The sequence below is a fragment of the Paenibacillus sp. FSL R10-2748 genome, from assembly GCF_038005565.1.
GTDB classification, from domain to species: domain Bacteria; phylum Bacillota; class Bacilli; order Paenibacillales; family Paenibacillaceae; genus Paenibacillus; species Paenibacillus polymyxa_B.
On the sequence record NZ_JBBOTK010000013.1, the window covers coordinates 25442 to 44031 of the forward strand.

Below are 18590 nucleotides of genomic sequence, written 5' to 3' on the forward strand. Positions count from 1 at the left end.
CAAAAGGACAGTTTAACGTGCGCTTCCACCCTGTCATTGATCCAGTGAAACAATTTCTTCCGCCTCAACCACCAATCGATCCCCTACGGAAGCCCGACCGCTTCCAAGAATATAGCCCCGCCGACGCTTGATCACTTCAAAATAAAGATCAATTCGGTCCCCAGGCTTGGCCAAGCTGTGGAATCGAATTCCATTGAGGTTAGTCAGGTATGAAATTCCTTTTTTATCAATCGCAGCGAATGCCGCTAATTGTGCAAGCGACTCCACAATCAACATAGGAGGCATGTATGGGTTAGTGTCAGTAATGAACCACTCACTCCAGGTGACAAGCTTGTATCCCTTCGCCCATTGCGACGTTTCGTACCCGGTCACGCCATCCAACAGAAGAAATGGGTACCGGTGCGGAAGCACATCCGGGATATGGATCAGCTCTTCGCTCACAGGCTTATTCCCCTTCCCACTTGCGAACAGCAAGGCAGACGTTGTGCCCTCCGAAACCAAATGAATTGCTAATCGCCGCGCGGACCTCGCGTTCCTGATATACATGCGGCACAAAATTCAATTCAGGAGCTTCAGGATTGTCGCAATTGAGTGTCGGTGGTACTTTGCTGTGAATCATACTCTGCACAGTCGCAATTAATTCGACTGCCCCTGCACCGCCCATTAAATGGCCAGTCATGGATTTAATAGACGATATCGCCAATTGGGGGGCATGCTCCCCGAATACTTTTTGAATAGCGTTAATCTCCATACGGTCATTAAATGGCGTACTCGTACCGTGGGCATTGACATAGTCGATTTCCTGCGGTGTCAAGCCGCCATCCTGCAGTGCGATGTTGATCGCTTCTGCCGGGCCGGAGCCAGAGGGATCTGGAGCCGTGATATGATACGCATCAGTTGTGCATCCGTAACCCACAACTTCGGCCAGAATGGTGGCTCCGCGGTTCAAAGCATACTCCAACTCCTCCAGCACCAAAACTCCTGCTCCTCCACCGATGACGAATCCATCGCGATCCACATCAAACGGACGACTAGCCTTCTGCGGCTCTTCATTACGTCTGGAGAGAGCATGGATATTCGCAAAAGATGCTAGATCAAGCTGACTAAAATTGGCTTCTGCTCCACCAGCAACCACGACATCAGCCGTGCCGTACTGGATCGTACGTAATGCCTCACCAATGGCATTACTTCCTGTGGCACAAGCCGTAACCACAGCAAAAGAAGGCCCCTTGGCTCCAATAGCAATGGAGATTTCACCAGGTGCTGAATTAATCATCATCGAGGAAACAAAATAAGGAGAAACTCTTTTGGGACCAAGCTTTGTTAATTTCCCATAGTTCTCCTCTATAACGTCGAGGCCGCCTGCTCCAGAGCCGACAATAACCCCCACGCGACTTGCATTCCGCTCATCAATCACTAATTTTGATTGCTCCACTGCCTGCCGGGCAGCCGCCAAAGCAAACTGAGTGAACTGTGCGACTTTATTAGCTTCCTTCTTGCTCATATATTGCAATGGGTCAAAGCCCGTAACCTGTGCACCGATCTTTGTCGGAATGTCCGCTGTATCGAAAGCAGTGACAGGTCCGATTCCGCTTTTTCCTTCCAACAGTGAATTCCAGAAATCCGTAAGATTAAGCCCGACCGGCGTTACGACTCCCTGTCCAGTCACTACAACACGTCTTCTCACTGTATCCACGTCCTTCGTTGAAATTAATTCTTGGAAGCCTGTTGCTCGTAGAGAGGAAAGTCGCCATACACATGACTGATTTTTTCATGCACATCCGCAAGATCAGCATATACCTCGACGACCACAAGCTTGTTCTCCTGATACTTTTGCCAAGCAAGCTGAAGCTGTTCCCGTGCCTCTCCCTTACTCCGAATTGCAAGGCTTTCCACAAACTCATACTGAGGAATTTGAATTCCTGTCTTGGCCGCCTCAGAAACAAACGGGAGGGACTGCCCTGTGAGATGTTTATAATTCATCTGATTCTGCAACCAACCATAGCCACCATTATTGAGTACGATATAGATTAACGGTATTTGATACTCCACCGCCGTCATAAAATCCGAACAGAAGAGATTGAACGCACCGTCACCTACAAGTGCCACTACTGGACGTTGTGTCGCCACGCTTGCTCCCAGAGCAGCCGCCGCACCGAATCCAAGACTCGTTTGATCACTAGGAACAATCGAAAGAGAACCGTGGGCAAAGCGAAAATATGGATAAAAATAGGACCACATATCCTGCAATCCATTCTCTTGAAGAAGCACCAGATTTTCAGGGAACTCCGTCTGAATCATGTCCAACAGCTCAGGAACGTGGATTCCAGGGGTCTTTTTCAGCTCTTCCAGATAAATAGCCCTGTGAGAAAAAGCCTCCTGTTTACAACTCCCAATCGTTTCAAGCCACACTCCATCAGGCTCCTGCCCGCGCCGTTCAAGCCACTGCTCCACCGCTGCATATCCATCACCGAGCACCTTGATACCCTTGTATTCGTGTGCAAAATCCTCCAGATTTACATTGACCTGAATCAAAGGTGTATCCTGTAGCAAAATATCCCACTCGAAGGTAGCCGTTTCTTCCAATCGACTGCCCAGTGTGATCACCACATCAGATTCCTTCCAGATTTGTCTTAGACTGAGATCTGTATAGAGTCCCGCAACACCACAGAAGAGTTCGTGGTCTTCATCAACTACACCCCGTCCCGAGGCGGTTGCGAACAAGGCCGCTCCATGTTGGTTAGCGAACCGCTCAATCACATCACCTGTACCTGACTTCATGCCGCCTCCGACTAGAATGAGTGGTCTGCGGGCGTTCTCAATAATTTCCCACGATGCATCCAACTCCCGACGAGACGGAGAGCACGACAGCTTTTCTGGTGGGGTAAACTGAAGCCCTGTTGGCACAGGCTGGTCCATCAGGTTTTCAGGGAGTTCGATATAGACGGGACCCGGTGCTCCATTGATAGCCAAAAAGGCAGCCCGCTCCATCGCCCATACAAGCCGATCCACATGCTCGACACGATAAGCCCATTTTACGAGCGGCTTCACGAGTGAGATTTGATCGGCTTCCTGAAAGGATCGGGTACCCAGCTTGTCTCCGCCAGTGCCAAGCGCCAAAAGCAGGAGCGGAGCGCCCAGGTTCTTGGCCTCCAGTAGCCCTGTAAGTGTATTACTGAGCGCAGGGCCTTTCCCCACAACGCATACGGACATCTGGTTGGTGGTGAGCGCATAACCTGCTGCCATAAACACAGCATTACGTTGATCTTTGCACAGAATAAAATCCATACCGGATGAGGGGAGTGACGATACGATTTTGAGATCATCACTTGGTAATCCAAAGAGATGCTGAACCCCAGCCGATTTTAAGTAGCCAATGATGGCATCCCAGGGAAAGAAGCTCGCAGTCATACCAAACTCCTCTTTTCCGACAAATATTCTGCGACAATTTCTGAAATCAAGATCGGCTTCGAAATGAGCTTGAAATCGTAAAAAATATAGTTCGACATCGTGCCATAGCCACCAAAAGGCTTATTGCCTTGATCCACATCCTCAAGCGTCTGATTAATGGTCAGCGTGTGCTTCTTTCGCAGAACGTCCGCCAGGTGACTAGACCCGTATAAGCTGCAACCCATTGCTCGTTCACTGAAATAACTGGAGGAAATACGCTTGATCAGCTGCTCGTCGTCTCGGTAGCTAACCACGTTGAAGACCGGTGAAAAATACTCAATAATCTCCAAATCCTGATCTAGCTCGCTATATACAACCGTTGGCTCCATCTTTTTCGTACGGAAATCAATGCCACCGCCGTAGATAATAAACTTATCGTTCGTATTAAAATATTCAGAAACTGAGTTCAGCGCATCTTTATAGAAAATAGGGGAATAGTTTGCGTTCGGATCATCGTTGGCTCCAAACACAAGTTGGTCAAGCCGCATAATCAGCAGGTTTTTGAAGCTCTCTGTCACATCTTGATGTACCAGAATGATGTCGGGTCCCAGGCAGTCCTGTCCTGAGTTGAACAGTCTCATTCGGATTACATCGGTAACCGCCAGTTCCAGATCAGCATCGGGTCCGATGACGAAAGGATTGATCCCTTGTCCATAGAAGATGTAGAGTTGGTCTTTTCGGATTTGTTTTTTGATCTTCTCCGCATTGACATAGCTCCCGGTGAACACCACAATATCAGCTGGCATAACCGAATTTTCCATAAAAACCCTTTGACTGACCTTACGAATATAGATGGGTAATCCGTGTACAGCCTGAAGCTTTTCATGCAGCATGTTGACGTACTCGTTTACGTGAGAAGAAGGGCGAAAGTCTATATTTTCAACGTACAGGGACGGAATCAAGAGGTATAATGCATAGGAGTACAAAATGACGTTGGAAGGCATGAATACAGCCATAGATCGTTGCCAGCTTGGCTGATAGGTCTGCACTTCTTGCAGAGCACCTTGAAGTGTGAGGATCGTGGAGTCAATTTCTGCATTGGCGGCCCGATAGGATGAAAATTGCGTGAGAATATCCATCACTTCCTGCCGATTTTCAATCAAATAATTGAGGCATTTCAGAATAGATTCATGCCTTTTCAGAAACAGTGTGTTTTCTGCCAGTTCTGGATTTATACTCATGGCACATTCTCCCTTTCCTGTATGCAGTTTTGGTATATATCTTGTTATGCTTTGCGAGAAGCAGCTTTCTCTAGAGCAACACGCTCCATCTCCAGACGATCTACTTTTCCATTGCGATTTAAAGGAAAATGATCGAGCGGAAGCAAAAGATCGGGAAACATGTATGAAGGGAGTACCTGACTCATCTCTTTGCGGAGCACAGGCACGACCTGTGAGGAATCACTTTCGATGAATGCGACAAGCAATGTCCCTTTAGCCTCATCCTCCAAGGTAATCACGCAGGATCGGTAGCCTAGCGAACCAATTCGGTCCTCAATATAGACCGGAGATACCATGTAGCCCATCCGGTTGACCGTCTTACCGCTGCGACCAATGACATACAGCATTCCGTCATCCAGATAGCCCAGGTCCCCCGTCTTGAACCAGCCGTCCTGTAGAACGGATTGCGTCAGGTCTGGACGATTTAGATAACCTTCCATGCATCCAGCACTGCGTATCCACACTTCGCCTACGATACCGTCCGCCTGCTGGTTGCCTGTAGAATCTAGTATTTTCAGATCCACACCAGGTAATGGTAGGCCACAACCCTTCGGACACTCTAGCGTCCCCAGCGTAACGTTGCCCAGTTCAGAAAGGCCGTAACCATTCAGCAGGGGCTGTCCAAATATGTTGTTAAATTTCTCTTCAAGGTCCTGGGTAAGTGGGGAACCGCCTACGCACCACATGCGCACCGGAGCTTCCTTGACCATTTCCAGTTGTTCGGGTTTTCGGTTTAGCATACGCAACAAGGTGTAAAAAGCAGAGGGGTTAGCGTCTACGACCGTCGCCCGGTCTTTCGTAATACTTGCAATGACGCTCCAGAGGTTTTTTGGATTGCAGATGATGAGAGAACATGAAGTTAACCACCAGGAGAAGATAAGTGAGATTCCATAAAAATGAGAAAAAGGCACAACGGGGAGCATATGGTCAGACGGTAGGTAGTTCATGGCGTGTATGGAATGCCTGATATTCTCCATAAAAGCTGAACCAGCTTTCACGATTCCCTTGGGTTTGCCCGTCGTACCTGAAGAATACAGAATGAGCGCATCTGACCTCTCGCACCACTTGCTAAAGTCGAGGGCTTCAAGCTTTGGCTCTCCCACCCAATCCGGGTGTACTGCTTCTTCTTGAATCAGATCTTGAATCAGAATAACGAGAGCATGAGGAAGTTCTAAATCGGAATCCGTAAGGATGCAACAGGCACCCGCTTCATCATAGATTTGGGCCACCTCATCGAGCACAGTCTGCTCGTCCACCACAGTCACCGAAACAGCAATATTGCACAGGGAGAACAGAGACACAACAAACCAATAGGAATTGGCCGCTTTCAGAATCACTCTACCGTCTTCGGGAATTCCTCTGAGCGTCAACATCCGGGAGAAGATCGTAACGTCTCGCTCCAGACGCTCCCTAGTCATAATTCCTTCAGGTGAGATAATACGGCAATCCGTATGCGTAATAAGCACAACGTTCCCTCCTTACATCCCCGTAATATGGTATCCAGCATCTACATGGATAACTTCACCCGTAATGCCTCTCGATAAATGGGAAAATAGGAATAACGCCGTATCTCCGACTTCCGACGTATCAACCGTCTTGCGTAGGGGCGTAGTTTCTTCAATATGTTTGAGCATTGTGTTAAAATCTTTAATGCCATAGGCAGCCAAGGTCCGTATCGGACCAGCGGAAATCGCATTTACGCGAATGCCATATGTGCCCAGATCATTCGACAGATAGCGCACGCTGGCTTCCAGTGAAGCCTTCGCCACACCCATAACGTTGTAATTTTTGATCGCTCGTTCTGCGCCAATATACGTCATGGTGACGATACTTCCACCCTCTGTCATCAGTGGGTATACTCGACGGGAGACAGCAGCCAGAGAATAGGCACTGATTTCTTGTGCAACGGCGAATCCCTCACGAGAAGTGTCAACGAACAAGCCATCCAAATCCTCAGCCTTAGCATAGGCGACACTGTGAAAATAACCATGTAATACGCCTACTTTTTCTTTTAGAAAATCCGCCAATGCATCAAGCTCTTCATTGCTTTGAACATTACAAGGACAGACCAGTGCTCCTGGAATGGTTTCAACGAGCTTTAGTACCCGCTCTGCAACCCTCTCATTTTCGTAAGTAAAAATGAGCTGTGCTCCTTCAGCAGCTAAAGATTGAGCTGTCCCCCAGGCAATACTCCTGTTATTAGCCACGCCCATAATCAAAATGTTCTTACCGCTCAGTAGTACTGCCACAGAAACCACCTTTCTTTTTTACATTTTTAAACAAAATAACAACTTAACTGCGTATGTCTACATTTATAGACATATGTAATCTTTCCTGGAATATTATCGCGTTAATTGCCAAACTTGGATAGGCGACGTTTTAGGCAAATCACAAAATTTATTTTAAAATTGGTGGAACACATCTTGTATGCTGTCTGTCATCTCACAAGAAATAGTTGTGTTGCTTCTGTTGGTCTGTGTTCAAATCGAAAGGAATACATGTATGTGAAAAAAGGTAGCGAGGCAAAAACAAGGTGACTGTCAAAGCGAGTTAAACATAAAATCCGCATATTTTTGTAAATATTTACATTCCGATGACAGAATCACCCACCTACCGGAAGTAACCACTTCATTTTCACCAACAATGACTCTTCCGATTTGAACATCCTGAGTGACCAGCCAGATATCATCTAAGTGTAAGCCTTAACCTTTATAGACTACGCTTTTGTTTTTTGGGAGCTAAAGTATAGCTAAAGGAGACAACAAAGTCGATTGCCAGAACGATTGCCCATGTTTGCATAATGCCCTCCAAAGACATCGTACGCTGAGGATCATCAACATACACAATGATGGCGAGCAACAAAGCATTACCTATAGCCCAACCCAAAAGGTGAAGCAACCAACCTATCCTTTCCTCTTTTGCATGAGCAGCACCATACTTGCGTTCAGGCTTGGGTCCCTTACCAAACCAATGGGAGAACCGTACATCCGCCCACTTAATTAACCTATGACCAAATGCTACTGTAATACCAAAATAACAGGCCGCCAAGCCAGTAGCAGTCGTAATCTCCATGCCACTTTTCACCGTGATGAACACCGCAATCAGTAACAGGATATCAATAATGGGGGTAAATAGTAAAAGAAGACCGCCTAACTTCTTCAAGCCAAACATATACCTTGCGATCAAGCCTGCAACAACAAAAACCCAAAATAAAACTTCAGCACTAATAATAAATAAATACATAATAGATGATTCCTTTCAAATTAGAAATTGGTATTTACCAAAACTATCCCCCTTTCATGCCCACTATCATACAATATTATACATAATATTCCTAGTATTTTGTCTATAATTACATAAAAGGAAACAAATAGCCGTTTTTTTCTGCGAAAAACAGTATCTGTTCAGAACATTTCGTTTTGTTCTCAAAATGGGCATTTTACATGATATGCTACCCATAAAGAATTATGATGATCTGAAATGAAAAAAGATGTACCTATGCTAATCAGCACGGGTACATCTTTTCTACAGATACACTATCCAATTACAATATGCCCTTCGGGACGACGGTACAATGTCTTGGTCGAGCGTGGACGAATGGCATAGGCAATCGTAAGAGGACCAATCCGACCAATAAACATAGTCACACAAATAATCAGCTTGCCTGCGTCAGACAATCCTGGCGTCACTCCTACAGACAACCCTACCGTTCCGATTGCGGAAGCTGCCTCAAATGCAAGGGAGAGAAATGGCGCATCCTCTGTCATTAAGAGCAGTATAACCATAATCGAGAATATAAATAGGGCCAGTACAATAATGGTCAGCGCCCGCATCATGATATCTTTGGGGACCCTATGACGGAAAAACACAATTTCCTTCTGTCCTCGCATGACGGCGATTAGCGCACCTACCATAAGCAGAAACGTAGTCGTTTTAATTCCTCCTCCCGTGGAGCCCGGAGAAGCACCGATAATCATCAGCAACATAATAAAAAACTGACTTGCCTGCCTTAACCCGCTGATATCGACTGTGCTCGTACCTGATGATCTCGTGGAGACCGATTGAAAGACAGCTCCATATACTTTGCCTTCCCAGTTCAGCGCACCCAAGGTTCGTGCATTGGTAAACTCAAAAACAAATAAAACCAGCGCACCAACCACAATGAGCACTCCCGACACGCTAAGCACCATTTTGGAGTGTAGAGACAGTCTCCGGGTACGGCGAAAATCGAACAGATCGCTAAGTACAAGGAAACCCAAGCCTCCTGATATAACGAGCACAGATGCAATCATATTGAAAACAAAATCTCCAGCGTACTGTTGGAAGCTAGTCCCGAACAGATCGAATCCCCCGTTATTAAAGAGGGATACGGAATGGAATATTCCATAATATATCGCTTGTCCGACAGGCATCTCTCGCATCCACCGCAAAGCTAAGACGACGGCAGCTATCGCCTCAATGGTAAAAGAAAAGATCAGCACCTTGCGAATAATACGCACGATCCCTTCCATGCTATCGGCATTAATAGCCTCCTTAAGCAGCAACCGATCCTTTAACGATAATCGCCGCCCCAACAACAGCGCAAACAAGGTCGCTAAGGTCATAAACCCCAGCCCGCCTAGCTGCATCAGCACCAAAATGACGGTTTCGCCAAACATCGTATACGTTGAATCGACGTCAACAACGACCAGTCCTGTGACGCAAGCGGCTGAGACGGACGTAAAAAGCGAATCAATCCAATGCGGAGCATGACCACTATGATTGGCAACAGGAAGCATCAGTAGCAAAGTACCCAATGCAATAATCAATAAATATCCGATGACCAATATAAAAGGAGGCGATGCGAACCGACTAAGCTTGACGCTGCGTTTCATTAGAGTATTCTCTCCATCCGTTCTTATGAAAAAGAGGAACAAGACACGGGAAGCCCGGCTGATCCTCTATATTCATAATGTTATGTTATTCTACTGTTGGTTACGCATATGCGGGAAAAGCAGCACATCGCGAATGGAAGGCGCATCTGTCAGCAACATAACCAAACGATCGATGCCGATGCCCAGTCCACCTGTTGGTGGCATCCCGTATTCCAAGGCGCGGATAAAGTCATCATCCATTTCATGCGCCTCGTCGTTACCGTGCTCACGTTCCAGCAATTGTGCTTCAAAACGTTGGCGCTGGTCGATTGGATCATTCAGCTCAGTGAACGCATTCGCATGCTCACGAGCAACCACGAACAGCTCGAAGCGATCCGTAAACCGCGGATCTTGTTCGTTTTTCTTGGCCAACGGCGAAATTTCAACCGGATGTCCAGTAATAAAGGTCGGTTGAATAAGCGTTTCCTCTACGAACTGCTCAAAGAATGCATTCAGGATATGGCCAAATGTCATATGCGGTTCAACCGAAACTTTATGCTCTTTCGCAAGGCGATGAGCTTCTTCATTACTCATCTGCACGCTAAAGTCTACGCCTGTTACTTCTTTAACAGCATCAACCATGGAGACTCTGCGCCATTGCGGCGTCAGATCCACTTCCTGGCCTTGATATTGAATATGCTGTGTGCCCAGTACTTCCTGCGCAATATGTGCAACCATGTTTTCCGTCAATTGCATGATATCTTTATAATCAGCATACGCTTCATACAGCTCAATCATCGTAAACTCAGGGTTATGGCGGGTCGAAATACCTTCATTACGGTAAACACGACCGATCTCATATACTTTCTCCATTCCGCCGACAATTAGTCGTTTCAAATGGAGTTCAATAGCAATACGCATATAAAGCTGCATGTCCAATGCATTATGGTGCGTAACAAATGGCTTCGCCGCCGCCCCGCCAGCAATGGAATGTAATGTTGGGGTTTCAACTTCCAAATAGCCGAGCGAATCGAGATAACGACGCATGGATTGAATAATACGGGACCGTGTAATGAACGTTTTTTGTACTTCAGGGTTCATAACCAAATCGACATACCGCTGACGGTAACGCAATTCAACATCCTTCAGGCCATGATATTTCTCTGGTAATGGATACAAGGATTTGGACAAGACCTCAATATCCAGCACTTTGATTGTCGTTTCGCCCGTTTTGGTCTTGAAGAGCACACCCTTAACACCAACAATATCACCCAGATCCAAAATACCAAATGCTTTATATTTGGATTCAGGTACCGTGTCTTGACGAACATAAATTTGAATACGTCCGCTAAGATCCTGTATATGAGCAAAGCTGGCTTTTCCCATAACACGTTTAGCCATAATACGGCCTGCTATGCTAACTTCAATATTCTTTTCTTCCAGTTCTTCCTTAGTCAAACTGTCATACTTGTTCAGTAGTACGCCCGCTTCAGCCGTGCGTATGTATTTGCGTCCAAAAGGATCAATGCCCAATGCGCGAAGCTCGTCCAATTTGGCACGACGAATTTGTAATAGTTCACTTAATTCCTCGCGATTTTCTTGTGTTTCCTGGTTAGTAGTTTCATCCGACATGGTGCTAAATCAGCTCCTTCAATATGAATAGACGGGCCGGGGTCCGTCCGGGTGTAGAGAAAAAAAGCTTCCACAAGGAAGCTTTTACATTAAATTCCAAAGTCCGCGTCTTATTTCTTGATATCCACGATTTTATATTGAATAACGCCTGCTGGAACGGTGACATCCACAACAGTTCCCTTTTTCTTACCGAGAATTGCCTTGCCAACCGGACTTTCATTCGAAATCTTATTCTGTAGCGGGTCGGATTCGGCGGAACCTACGATAGCATACTCTGTAATATCTCCGAATTCCAAATCTTCAACGGTCACAGTTGCACCTACTCCCACAACATCGGTGTCAATTTCATCACTATTGATAATGCGGGCATTGCGTAGCATCTTTTCCAACGTAATTACACGGCCTTCAATAAAGGCCTGCTCATTCTTCGCATCCTCATATTCGGAGTTTTCACTAATATCTCCGTATCCGATGGCTACCTTAATCCGTTCAGCCACTTCGCGGCGTTTGACAGACTTTAAGTTCTCAAGCTCATCTTCGAGCTTTCTAAGACCTTCCTGTGTCAGAATGACTTCTTTATCGCTCATCTTAACCGATTCTCCTGTCATGGGAAAAGTTTAAAAGTGCATCGGAATGCACGCTTTCAAAACATAATATGCCACTCTGAGGGAATGAGAACATTTCCTGCTGTTGTCTTGAGAGCTGCACACAATTTGTAGCATACATCAAGATTTTATACTGAACGATTATAGGGCAAGCAATTGGAAAAGTCAATCGCGTGCGCAGGCCGGAACAGCTTCCTTATTGCGCAACAGCAGCAGGAGAAGCAGCACTTGTAGAAGGCTCATCGTTTTCTACCATGTGCAATTGAGATACAAATTGATCCAAAATACGTACCATATCGTCGCGCTTTGTTTCTTCCATAATGACATCCTTAATACGTGCAGAACCTTTAAACCCCTTGAGGTACCAAGCCAGATGCTTGCGCATTTCACGGACAGCTACCGCTTCACCCTTCAATGCAACCAGACGATCCATATGCAGAATGGCAATGCGGATTTTTTCTTCCGGTGAAGGATCGGGCAACAGCTCACCTGATTGCAAGTACTCAATCGTACGGTAGAGCATCCACGGATTCCCCAGAGCACCGCGTCCGATCATAACGCCATCACAATTGGTCAGATCCAGCATGCGGCGGGCATCTTCCGGTGATGCCACATCACCGTTTCCAATTACAGGAATGGAAACTGCTTCTTTAACTTCTTTTATAATATCCCAATTCGCATGTCCCGTATACAGTTGCTCCCGTGTACGGCCATGTACGCTAACGGCCTGACCTCCGGCACGTTCAACAGCGCGAGCGTTCTCTACGGCATAAATATGCTCGCTATCCCAACCAATACGCATTTTCACGGTAACCGGCTTGCTTACCGATTCCACTACCGCCGATACCATTTCATAAATCTTGTTTGGATCGAGCAGCCAACGAGCACCTGCATCACATTTGGTCACTTTGGGAACCGGGCAGCCCATATTGATATCAATAATATCTGCATTCGTTTCCTGATCTACCACCTTCGCTGCTTCCACCAAAGATTCGCGGTCGCCTCCAAAAATTTGCAAGCTAAGCGGCTTCTCGCGCTCATCTACAAACAGCATCTCACGTGTACGCTTGTTGCCGTGAATGATGGCCTTATCACTAACCATCTCTGCACATACCAAGCCTGTACCGAACTCCTTGGCGATCAAGCGAAAAGCAGGATTGCACACGCCTGCCATGGGTGCCAAGACGACTTGGTTTTTCATTTCAATATCGCCGATTTTCAACATATCTGTTCACCCCTTTATTCCTTCTTTTATATCGTATACTTATCGTCATTCCGTCAGTTCCCGGACTTCAATTTCTAGCGTTTGGGCGATGATGTTCAGCATGTCTGGGTCTACTCTACGATTGCCTCGCTCCACAGCACCTAATACAGTCAAAGATATACCAGTACGTTCTGCCAACTCCTGCTGTGTGAACCCTTTTAGCTTCCGAAAGGCGCGGAGTCGTTGCGCCAGCTGCATGTTTTCCAAAGCTGTATGCCGTCCTTTCCATCCACAGAATTCAATGCAGTATGCACGATACTGTACAGACCGGACGGATCTTGGTTCGGAACGATATCAGCCAAAGGAACCAGCACAAAAGCACGCTCCAACATACGAGGGTGAGGAAGCTCCAAATCCGGTGTAGCCAGTTGCGCCGCTTCCATCCATAACAAATCCAGATCAATGGTTCGTGGCCCATTAGGAATGTGTCTTACTCTCCCCAGACGACTCTCCACCTCCAGCATATATACCAGAAGCTCCTCTGGAGCAAGTGTTGTAGATACGGCTACCGTCATGTTCAAAAAAGAAGGTTGATCCAGATACCCAACAGGCTCTGTTTCGTACAGGCTGGAGCACCGAAGCACCCGTATACCCGGATGTTCGTCCAGCGCCGTAATGGCTTCATACAGGGTATGCTCGCGCTCCCCCAAATTAGCCCCTAAAGCAATATAAGCCTCTGATGCCTCAGAGGTCGAATGTGCATTCATGTATCGTTCCTACTTTCTTGCGCGATAAAGCTCAACCGTCACGCCTTGAAAATGAATATCAAACGGCGGATGCGGCTTTGTGACTTTGACAGTCAGTGCATTGACACTAGTATAAGTGTCCAGTAGGGAAGATGCAATACGTTCGCCCAAAGCTTCAATCAATTGGTAAGATTCCTTTTCTACAATATCTTTAACGGTGTAATGCACCTCGGCGTAATTAACCGTTTTGTCCAAAGCATCCTGCTCACCCGCTTCACGCAGATCAAGCTCCAGTTCCAAATCAATATAGAAACGTTGTCCCAGCTTGCGCTCCTCTGGAAAAACGCCATGATATCCGTAATACTCCATACGATGCAAAACCATTTTATCCATCGTGGGTATCCCCCCCTGTTTTTTATTAGATTTTCTCAATAAGCTCAACTTAAAAGTTTCGTATCGTGCCACTGCGCAGTCGGATGGTGCTCCCCATCGCCACTGCCCCAGATTTCTTGAATAAAACCTATAATAAAAGTAGAAATTCGGGGAAGTGATGCTTCCGAAGCGAGCTTTCCTACGGAAAGCTTTTAAAGCGACCGCTTTGCTTGTACAGCACCATTCCGCCTACTCCGTTCTCGTTCTACTTGATCTATTCTTCTGTTCACCTTACACAATAAATAACTCCCTAAAAATACAGTGACTTTATGGCGCGTTGTAGCGGAATGAAGGATTTGAATCCGGAGAAGCGAAGCGCTCGCCTTTGCAACGGGATTCTAACAGTCATATGTTTACCAATTCAAAAGAATCCCGTTGCAACAGCGATCGCAGGATCAAATCATTCATGAAGCGTCTTCTAACCACCATAACTCAGTGCATTTTTAGACCCGTACACCATCGCATCACACATACGTACGGTGCGCTTGATTTGCGCCACATCGTGTACACGCACAATCTGGCACCCTTGAGCAATGCCAAAGGCAACGGTAGCCGCCGTGCCCTCCACCACATCATTCACAGGCAAATCCAGTGCTGTACGAATAAACCTTTTGCGCGACGTAGCCAATAACAGCGGAAAGCCCAGCTGACTCAATGTATCGAGAGAAGTCATGGCATGAATATTTTCATCGTAATCCTTGGCAAAACCGATACCTGGGTCTAAAATGATCTGTTCCTCACGTACCCCCGCATCCAGCGCTAATCGGATACTTTCTTTTAAATCGGACAGCATATCAGAAACTAAATCACTATAGTTACGGTCATGACGATTATGCATCAAAATGACCGGGCAATCGAATTCCGAAGCTACACGTGCCATATCGGGGTCTGCCTTAAACCCCCACACATCATTAATGATATGTGCGCCAGCCTCAAGTGCCTGCCTGGCTACCTCGGCTTTGTAAGTATCTACAGATAACGGAATGTGCGGTGCGATACGATGGATGGCCTGAACGACCGGAATGACCCGAGCCAGCTCCTCTTCCACACCTACTGGATCATGACCCGGGCGAGTAGACTCCCCACCAATGTCAATGATATCCGCTCCATCTTCCACCAGCTTCAATGCATGTAAAACAGCAATCTCGGGACTATAATGTAATCCTCCATCGGAAAATGAATCCGGGGTCACATTCAGTATACCCATGATCTGTGTGGAATGTCCGAGCGTAAGCTCGGCATCCCCCATTCGGTAACTACGTTGATAAAGGGTCGGTATGTTCACTTGATCCCTGCTTTCTGTCTATAATCGTGCAACAGCAAAGCTGTTATGGACCTGGGCTGCGTCAAGGGAACCGATAAATGGTTCGTTGCTCCTCCCGGCTCCAACAACAAATCCACGGGCCGTATTTCTTGTATAGAGTTGGTCATAAAAATTTCATCAGCCTGTTTCAGCTCGTCCCAGCGGTACAGGCCTTGCTCACAAGGAATGTCTCGCAGATCCGCCAGCTCTAAAATGAATTCACGCGTAATGCCTGGCAGAATCCCTGTAGACAAGTCAGGGGTATACAACGTATTGTTCCGCACAAAGAACAGATTGCTGACCATTCCTTCTGCCAGAAAACCATCCGCCGTAAGCATCATTCCTTCAGCCTTATAACGGACAGCCTCGGCATACTGCTGAAGTTCCCGCTTTGCAAGAATATTATTCATATAATGGAGCGACTTTAAGCGAACCTCACCCTCTGGAGTATTTCTGGGAGTTCGCAACAACTGAAGCGCCGATGGGGAAGTGGATTGCCCGGTTTGTGTATTGGTAGAGGGCAACGGTTTAGCGAACAGAATATAATTAGGACGCGTATAGTCCCCTGTCGGCAATCCTAGCACCTCTTCGCCAGCTGATACGGTGTAACGGATATAGGCTTCATCCAGTCCATTCGCCACCATCAGATGTTGGATGTGTCTCGTAAGTTGCTCCTCATCCGGTTGAAAAGGAATGCCGAGCATTCGGCAACCTTCCTGCAGTCGATGTAGATGCCGATCCAGCAAGAATGGGACACCCTTGTAGGTGCGGAATGTTTCAAACAAGCCCATTCCGTATAAAAAGCCGTGATCACTTACGTGAATCACGGCTTTTGCGGCTTCCGTGAGGACGCCGTTGACTCCGATATATTTCATGAATCAGACGCCTACCTTGCGTTTTAGGAAATTGCGTAACAGTTGATGCCCATAATCCGTAATAATGGATTCTGGATGGAACTGAACTCCTTCTACGGCAAATTCTTTATGCCGCAAACCCATAATTTCACCTTCTGCGGTTTCCGCGGTAATCTCTAGACACTCAGGCAGACTCTCGCGCTCCACCAGCAATGAGTGATACCGGGTTGCTGTGAACGGAGAAGGCAAGCCTTCAAATACTGACGTATTGTGATGAAGAATCGGTGATGTTTTACCGTGCATGAGTCGTTCAGCCCGGATAACCTTACCGCCAAAAGCCTGTCCGATGGCCTGGTGGCCGAGGCAAACGCCAAAAATCGGAATGCGACCTTTAAAATGGCTGATCACATCCAGTGATATCCCTGCCTCATTCGGCGTGCATGGACCCGGCGAGATCAAAATATGCTCTGGTGCCAGCTCTTCTATGCCTTTCACATCAATCTCATCGTTCCGTTTTACGGTTACTTCTTCGCCAAGTTCACCTAAATATTGAACAAGATTGTACGTAAACGAATCATAATTATCAATCACCAAAATCATACGACTCACCCTCCTGTGATACCGCTTCTGCTCAAAGCGGCTTCTTCTTCACCACATTGTACCGCCTTCATGACAGCTCTAGCCTTGTTCCGACATTCCCGATATTCCCTGTACGGGTCTGAATCAATGACGATCCCCGCACCTGTCTGTAAATAGGCAGTGCTGCCTTTAACAGCTAGTGTTCTTATTATAATATTTAATTCCATATTGCCGTTATAGTCAATCCATCCAAGGGACCCTGTATAAGGCCCCCGACGAACGGGCTCTAATTCTTCAATAATTTCCATGGTGCGCACCTTGGGTGCCCCGGTAATGGTTCCGCCTGGAAAGGTAGCAGCAATTACATCTATAGCTGTACGACCCGAGGCTAATTTTCCTTCAACCTGAGAAACCAGGTGCATAACGTGCGAATAGTATTCGACCGTCAGCAGTTCAGGCACATGCACCGATCCGTATTCGGCAATCCGTCCGATATCGTTACGCTCCAGATCGACGAGCATAATATGCTCGGCGCGTTCTTTTTCGCTTGATAGAAGCTCTGCTGCCATAGCGGCATCTTCATCCGGTGTTAGCCCTCTTCTTCTCGTACCTGCAATTGGTCTGGCGCTCACACGTCCATCCTCCAGCTTCACCAACAATTCCGGCGAGCCACTAACGATCCGTAAATCTGGCATACGCAGCATACCCATATAAGGGGAAGGATTCAGCAGACGAAGCCATTCATATATATTTTCAGGGAGGGCTGTAAGCGCACGTTGCTGACGAATCGATAAGTTGACCTGGAATACATCCCCTTGGGCAATGTATTCCTGCACACGTTTCACGGCTTGTTCAAAATCTTGTTGGTTGAATGCCGCTGTCCAGCCTTCAGATTCAAGATGAGCAGCCTCTAACCCTTCTTCGGCGAGCCTAGCACAACGACGAGGGTACGCAGGATCAATCTCTCCTGCATTTATGATGTTATTCCACTGAGTCAGCATACGTTCTGCACGTTGGGCAGCTTCCGCGTAATGCTCGCAAAGTATAGGATTCGGCCCATCCAGCATAACGCGATTGGTCAAATCGGTATCACTGCTGACTTTATCGGAATGCGCAGGAGCGGGCATATGAACAGCACAATATATGGAGGATTTTTCGTGATCGTAAATCCATAGCTCATCCACCCTCATCCATACATAATCAGGTATGTCTGTATCGTCTGCAGCTTGAGATGGCAAACGCTCCAACGAGCGAGCTACATCGTAGCCAAGATAACCCGCAAATCCTCCAGAGAAAAAAGGCATGCCAGGTACACGCGGCGCACGGTAAGGAGCGATCCAGTTGCTCATGACTTTCAAAGGTTGACCATGCATATCTCCATGTTTCCCGCTTTGCAAATCAGTCCAAACTGCATGTTCTCCCTTGCCCTCCAATATAGCAACCGGATTTAAGGCCAGATAGGTGTACCTCCCACCTTTAGCGCTCTCCAGCAAAAAGGCATATGGAGACGAATCCTCCCAAGCCTTCCGCCACGATGACGGTAGCCCCCCCACGGGTAATGGGTACTCAGCAATATAGGGAAGTATGCTCCAGCCTTCCTCCTGCCAAACCTGCCACTGCGTCTCCGTCACTCTAGCTGTCGATTTCATCCGTGTGTGCTTCCCCTTCCCTACTTTTCAATAAGTCTATATTCTCTCCTTAAAAAGAAACCC

18 protein-coding genes are annotated in these 18590 nt (G+C 47.0%); all 18 read right to left on the reverse strand.

The window, feature by feature from the left end; genetic code table 11:
• Window positions 1-33: 33 nt before the first annotated feature.
• Window positions 34-441, reverse strand: a complete 408-nt coding sequence (locus tag NSS66_RS25125) for a 3-hydroxyacyl-ACP dehydratase FabZ family protein (RefSeq protein WP_025721676.1) — start codon at window positions 439-441, stop codon at window positions 34-36.
• A gap of 4 nt (window positions 442-445) precedes the next feature.
• A complete protein-coding gene (gene fabF, locus NSS66_RS25130; protein WP_068938691.1) occupies window positions 446-1687 on the reverse strand; it encodes a beta-ketoacyl-ACP synthase II in 1242 nt (413 codons plus the stop codon).
• Between the two features lie 23 nt (window positions 1688-1710).
• Window positions 1711-3411, reverse strand: a complete 1701-nt coding sequence (locus NSS66_RS25135) for a thiamine pyrophosphate-binding protein (RefSeq protein ID WP_053324334.1) — start codon at window positions 3409-3411, stop codon at window positions 1711-1713.
• Window positions 3408-4631, reverse strand: a complete 1224-nt coding sequence (locus NSS66_RS25140; protein WP_028542503.1) for an aldehyde dehydrogenase family protein — start codon at window positions 4629-4631, stop codon at window positions 3408-3410. The genes NSS66_RS25135 and NSS66_RS25140 overlap by 4 nt, the downstream gene beginning before the upstream one ends.
• A gap of 44 nt (window positions 4632-4675) precedes the next feature.
• Window positions 4676-6136 carry a class I adenylate-forming enzyme family protein gene (locus tag NSS66_RS25145; protein ID WP_165179772.1) on the reverse strand — a complete coding sequence of 487 codons (1461 nt, stop codon included), beginning with the start codon at window positions 6134-6136 and terminating at the stop codon, window positions 4676-4678.
• Window positions 6137-6148: 12 nt separating this feature from the next.
• Window positions 6149-6919: an enoyl-ACP reductase FabI gene (gene fabI / locus NSS66_RS25150; protein ID WP_340960045.1), complete on the reverse strand. Its 771-nt coding sequence runs from the start codon at window positions 6917-6919 to the stop codon at window positions 6149-6151.
• 460 nt (window positions 6920-7379) lie between these two features.
• Window positions 7380-7913, reverse strand: a complete 534-nt coding sequence (locus tag NSS66_RS25155; RefSeq protein WP_165179770.1) for a hypothetical protein — start codon at window positions 7911-7913, stop codon at window positions 7380-7382.
• Window positions 7914-8206: 293 nt separating this feature from the next.
• Window positions 8207-9544: a TrkH family potassium uptake protein gene (locus tag NSS66_RS25160; protein WP_340960046.1), complete on the reverse strand. Its 1338-nt coding sequence runs from the start codon at window positions 9542-9544 to the stop codon at window positions 8207-8209.
• Window positions 9545-9634: 90 nt separating this feature from the next.
• Complete coding sequence (gene lysS, locus NSS66_RS25165; protein WP_339201225.1) at window positions 9635-11155, reverse strand: lysine--tRNA ligase; 1521 nt, start codon at window positions 11153-11155, stop codon at window positions 9635-9637.
• 110 nt (window positions 11156-11265) lie between these two features.
• On the reverse strand, window positions 11266-11742 hold the full coding sequence (greA, locus tag NSS66_RS25170) for a transcription elongation factor GreA (protein WP_013308160.1): 477 nt from the start codon (window positions 11740-11742) through the stop codon (window positions 11266-11268).
• Between the two features lie 214 nt (window positions 11743-11956).
• Window positions 11957-12985, reverse strand: a complete 1029-nt coding sequence (dusB, locus tag NSS66_RS25175; protein ID WP_023986459.1) for a tRNA dihydrouridine synthase DusB — start codon at window positions 12983-12985, stop codon at window positions 11957-11959.
• Window positions 12986-13030: 45 nt separating this feature from the next.
• The gene (locus tag NSS66_RS25180) at window positions 13031-13231 is read right to left on the reverse strand and encodes a helix-turn-helix domain-containing protein (protein ID WP_175405216.1); all 201 of its coding nucleotides are present in this window, start codon (window positions 13229-13231) and stop codon (window positions 13031-13033) included.
• Window positions 13183-13731: a 2-amino-4-hydroxy-6-hydroxymethyldihydropteridine diphosphokinase gene (folK, locus tag NSS66_RS25185; protein ID WP_023986458.1), complete on the reverse strand. Its 549-nt coding sequence runs from the start codon at window positions 13729-13731 to the stop codon at window positions 13183-13185. The genes NSS66_RS25180 and folK overlap by 49 nt, the downstream gene beginning before the upstream one ends.
• A 9-nt stretch (window positions 13732-13740) precedes the next feature.
• Complete coding sequence (gene folB, locus NSS66_RS25190; RefSeq protein ID WP_023986457.1) at window positions 13741-14103, reverse strand: dihydroneopterin aldolase; 363 nt, start codon at window positions 14101-14103, stop codon at window positions 13741-13743.
• A gap of 457 nt (window positions 14104-14560) precedes the next feature.
• Window positions 14561-15427 (reverse strand): dihydropteroate synthase, encoded by an 867-nt coding sequence (folP, locus tag NSS66_RS25195; protein WP_023986456.1) that lies wholly within the window; start codon window positions 15425-15427, stop codon window positions 14561-14563.
• Window positions 15424-16320: an aminotransferase class IV gene (locus NSS66_RS25200; protein WP_338533050.1), complete on the reverse strand. Its 897-nt coding sequence runs from the start codon at window positions 16318-16320 to the stop codon at window positions 15424-15426. The genes folP and NSS66_RS25200 overlap by 4 nt, the downstream gene beginning before the upstream one ends.
• A 3-nt stretch (window positions 16321-16323) precedes the next feature.
• The gene (gene pabA, locus NSS66_RS25205) at window positions 16324-16899 is read right to left on the reverse strand and encodes an aminodeoxychorismate/anthranilate synthase component II (protein ID WP_013308153.1); all 576 of its coding nucleotides are present in this window, start codon (window positions 16897-16899) and stop codon (window positions 16324-16326) included.
• A 5-nt stretch (window positions 16900-16904) separates the two neighbouring features.
• Window positions 16905-18527: an anthranilate synthase component I family protein gene (locus tag NSS66_RS25210; RefSeq protein WP_340960047.1), complete on the reverse strand. Its 1623-nt coding sequence runs from the start codon at window positions 18525-18527 to the stop codon at window positions 16905-16907.
• Window positions 18528-18590 lie beyond the last annotated feature (63 nt).